We start from the raw sequence: 4073 nt of genomic DNA on the forward strand, positions 1-4073 counted from the left end.
ATTTTTGCACCTATCCCCTGGGTATTCGGTGCTTCCCCGATTAACCGGACGGCAATACGGGGGGCTTCAGTTATATTTTCATAAACGGCGGCCTCTTTGTTCATGCGGTTAATGGCCAGGTCCAGTGCTCCGTCGTTGTTCAGGTCGGCCACGGCCATGCCATGTGAAATATCGGTTTCCTCAACACCCAGATCCGAGCCTTCCTCCCGGAAGGTCAAATCACCGTTATTCATAAAAATCCGGTTTCGCAGTTCCAGGGAGGGTGCCCCGCGGATAAATTCCGTGAAGTGTTCGTCCATATTTCTCTCCTTGCGCATCATGCTCACCTGTGCATCCATATCCAGGATATGATACATATACCCGTTATTCACGAGAAGATCCTCGTATCCATCCAGGTCAATATCCATAAAGGTGGCATCCCACGACCAGCCCGTCCCCTCCACGCCGCTCAGGTATGCTATCTCCGCATAGGTGAGGTCTTCTCGTTTGAGGTACAGCGAATTCCGGTTATTGGTGGGACGAGCAGTAGTTTCCCTGAATTGTTCGGGGTTGGGGTCGTCCGAACCTACCTGGCGCAGCCGCTCCCTGTGCTCGGAGCTGAGCATTTCGGCCGTAAATATATCCAGCTCCCCATCCCGGTTGATATCCGAAAAGTCGACGCCCATGCACGCGAAGCTCAGGTTTCGAACGGCCCATTTTTCTATCAGCCTGAACGTGCCCCCGCCCCGGTTCATCCATACCCGGTCTTTGGTGAAAAAGTCGTTGCAGGTATAGAGGTCGGGCTTTCCATCCCCGTTCAAATCCTGGAATTTAGCGGTCAGTCCCCAGTCAGGGGGCAGCCCGTGCGGGTTCCCCTGCTCATCCAGGAACCGCTCATTTGTATTTGATACCTTTTTGAAAACGCCATTCTTATTGAGATATAAAGCATCCTCTTCGCCCGTTTCGGCCAGGCCGGCCAGGCGATTATCCTCCGTCATGAAAATGCGGTAGTGATCGTCAAAAGGGGGAGTAAGGGAAAAAGGCCCACTCTGCTGCTGCTGGTTATAGGGTTCATTTAAGATATTATCCCAGGATAGCTCCTCTGTGGAATAGATATCCTTGACCGACTTTTCCTTGTATTTTGCCACATACAGGTCCAGGTCCCGGTCCCCGTCAATATCGGCCAGTGTCATGGTGCTGCTGCCCTCTCCCGCTCCCAGCCCGCTGTTCTCGTGTAGCTCAAAATTACCCTTCCCGTCATTCATATACAGCGTATTATCCTTGTATATAGAACTCACCAGGAGGTCGAGGTGTCCATCTCCGTTGACATCCACCAAAACGGCTCCCGTCGAATAATGACCGGCATGAGCTACCCCGGCTTTATTCGTAATGTCCTCAAACTGCATCCCTCCCACATTTTTATATAGCTTGTTATCCTCTTTCAAACCCGCAAAATACAGGTCGACGAGCCCATCCCCGTCTACATCGCCTGCGGCCACTCCCGAACCATTCAAATAGTGGCGGTTGTCGGCCAGCTCCTCCTCGGTCATCGTATTACTGAAGGTAATGCCTGTCTGGGAGGGGGACTGTAATTCGAACCCATAGTGGTCCGCCGGACCGGAGGGTATGTCAGCCCAGCGATAGGCCCGCTCCTGACGCCATTCGAGTTCGGGGGAGGAACTACAGGCGGCTGCGATGATCAACAGGATCCAGATACCGGCGCTGCGACAGCACCCAATGGCCCGTTCATGCCGATGGAATAGTAGTCTCTTGTTCTTCATTGATCAAGGATTATGTAACCGGCCAATAATAATCGCATCGGACCAGCCCGGAAAATAATGAAATGTAGTAAAAGCTTATCCCTTTCAACTATCCCAGAATATTCTCTATTACTTTTAAATTAAACCTATTATAACAGCTGAACTTCTACTGTTTGTCTCCCCTGAAACAATGGGATCAGAAGCCGACCAGCCAATTATATTTCTTAGTTCAGGATCCCCGTTTGCAGGGAGATTAGTTCCGGAGGTACGCCATCTTCCGACTCTATCTCCATAATTAATCGTTCAAAAGCGCTGTATCCCAGTTCAAAGGTAGACTGGTCAATACAGGTGAAGGGGTGAGCAAGATATTGGTTAAACTCGCTGCTTCCGAAAGAAAGAATAGCTGTTTCTGCGGGATTCATATCATGGTCTTTCATGTAGTTAAGCGCTCCCAGTCCCACCGGGTAGGTCACGCAAAACACGGCCTCCGGTTTGCCATATTGTTCCATCAGTTTTGCGAATCCTTTATATCCATCATCTTCACTGAATCCCGTTTCAACGACGGCGTTATCATCAACCTTCAGTCCCGCTGCGGACATGGCATCCTCGTAACCAAGGCGCCGGTCTTTTCCGATCTCCACACTCAGGTAGCCCGACAGGTGTGCAATTCTCTCATAACCGTGTTCTACTATCATATGACGCACCCCCTTCCGGGCCCCCTCCCGGTCTTCCACTTTAAGATAGGTGTAATCCGACCCCGTAAAACCCCTGTCAAAAAAAACCAGCTGAGTGTCCAAACCCTTGACGAGATCAAAATCTTCGACACTGGCTGTTTTTTCGGAAACAGAAATCAACAGGCCCTCCACTCTCATGTCAAGCATCGATTCAATATGCTTGCGTTCCAGCTTAGCGTCCTCCATCGATACGCCAAGAATCACTTCGTACTCACTTTCGAGGGCGGCCTGGTAGATCCCCTCAATGACTGAAGAAAAAAAGGAGTGGGCGATTTTGGGTACTATAACACCTATGGTTTGTGATTTTTGGGAGGTAAGGGAGCGGGCCACCAGATTGGGACGATACCCCATCTTTTGGGCCATTTCCTTCACCCTTTTTTTGGTCTCTTCAGAAATATCCGAGTGATCTCTCAGTGCTTTCGAAACGCTAACTTTCGTTAGGTCCAGCCGTTTTGCAATATCTTTTAAACGTACATTTTTCATTACTCGTCATTTGGTTGGATGAAACCACCCCGGGGCCGAGTCCTCGAGGCAGCAATTCCACTTTGCTTCGCAAATGGTATGTGTTCCCGACCGGGAGCAGGTGGATCAGGCCACCTGGTTATTAAAAAACAGAAAAAAGCCACGGTCTGTCCCTTCCTACGCGCCCCTTGTGGGATGCGGGGTGAGGGAGGTCAGGTCTTCGACGCGGACCGGCTCGCCCGACTCGATGCTCTTGCGGGCGGCAATGCCCACCAGGATCGACATCGCCCCGTCCCGCTTGCCCGCCGCGTGCTTCAGCGGATCGTCCATCTCCGGGTTCCGGAAAATCTGGTCCTGCAGCCGCACGTCACCGCCGCCGTGTCCCCCGCTTTCCTGGCGCACTTTGATATGCTCGTACTGGCTGGCGAAGTTGTCCATTACCATGATTTCTTCATAGTCGGCCGCTTCTTCGCGCTCCTCCTGCGACATCTCCTGCTCGTGCAGCTCGGCCTGGCTTATTTTTTCATCCTCGCGCCACGGGATCCCGTGCCAGGCGTCAATGCGTCCGTCAAAGCCGTTAAAGGCGATCTTCATTCCTTCGTAGGGGGAGTAGGTCGTCAGCGAGTAATTCACCTGCACGTCGTTGGCATATTTCACCTGCACCGACATTTTATCATAGATGTCAATCTCGTGGCGCCACAAGCAGTTGTCCCGGATATACCCGTCATGCTCCTCGTTGGCTACGTACAGGTCCATATAGGTATCGTTCTGGGTGATATCCCAGTAGAAATCGCACTTGTCCTTATGGGGACAGGTCCGGCACTTGTTGCCCCGGAAGGGGTGATTGCTGCCGTAATGCTCCAGGGCGCCCTCGGCGTAGACTTCCACCGGGTCGGAATCGAGCCACCAGTTCAGCAGGTCGAAGTGATGGGTGGCTTTGTGGACCAGCAGCGTCCCCCCGCTGGCGGTGATGCCGTGCCAGCGCCGGAAGTAGGAGGCCCCGTGGTAGGTGTTCAGGTACCAGTGGAAGTCCACCGACGTGATTTTCCCCACGCGCCGGTTGGTCAGCATCTCTTTCAGCTTGGTGTGGTGGGGGCTGTAGCGGTAGTTGAAGCCCACAATCAGTTCTCCCTGGGAG

The 4073-nt window shown here is 52.5% G+C and carries 3 protein-coding genes; all 3 read right to left on the reverse strand.

All coding sequences use genetic code 11. The features are described from left to right. The coding region (locus ACESLU_RS12410) for an FG-GAP repeat domain-containing protein (protein WP_372638959.1) at nt 1-1760 on the reverse strand (1760 nt) is incomplete at its 3' end. Nucleotides 1761-1963: 203 nt separating this feature from the next. Next, on the reverse strand, nt 1964-2956 hold the full coding sequence (locus ACESLU_RS12415; RefSeq protein ID WP_372638960.1) for a LacI family DNA-binding transcriptional regulator: 993 nt from the start codon (nt 2954-2956) through the stop codon (nt 1964-1966). Nucleotides 2957-3112: 156 nt separating this feature from the next. Continuing rightward, a partial coding sequence (locus ACESLU_RS12420) for a Gfo/Idh/MocA family oxidoreductase (protein WP_372638961.1) occupies nt 3113-4073 on the reverse strand: 961 nt, incomplete at its 5' end.

Origin of the sequence: Fodinibius sp. (genome assembly GCF_041642155.1) — a bacterium.
Taxonomy (GTDB): Bacteria; Bacteroidota; Rhodothermia; order Balneolales; family Balneolaceae; genus Fodinibius.

Coding starts and splice junctions, on each gene's coding strand:
- ACESLU_RS12415 (WP_372638960.1), bottom strand. CDS start 2,956: ATGAAAAATGTACGTTTAAAAGATATTGCAAAACGGCTGGACCTAACG.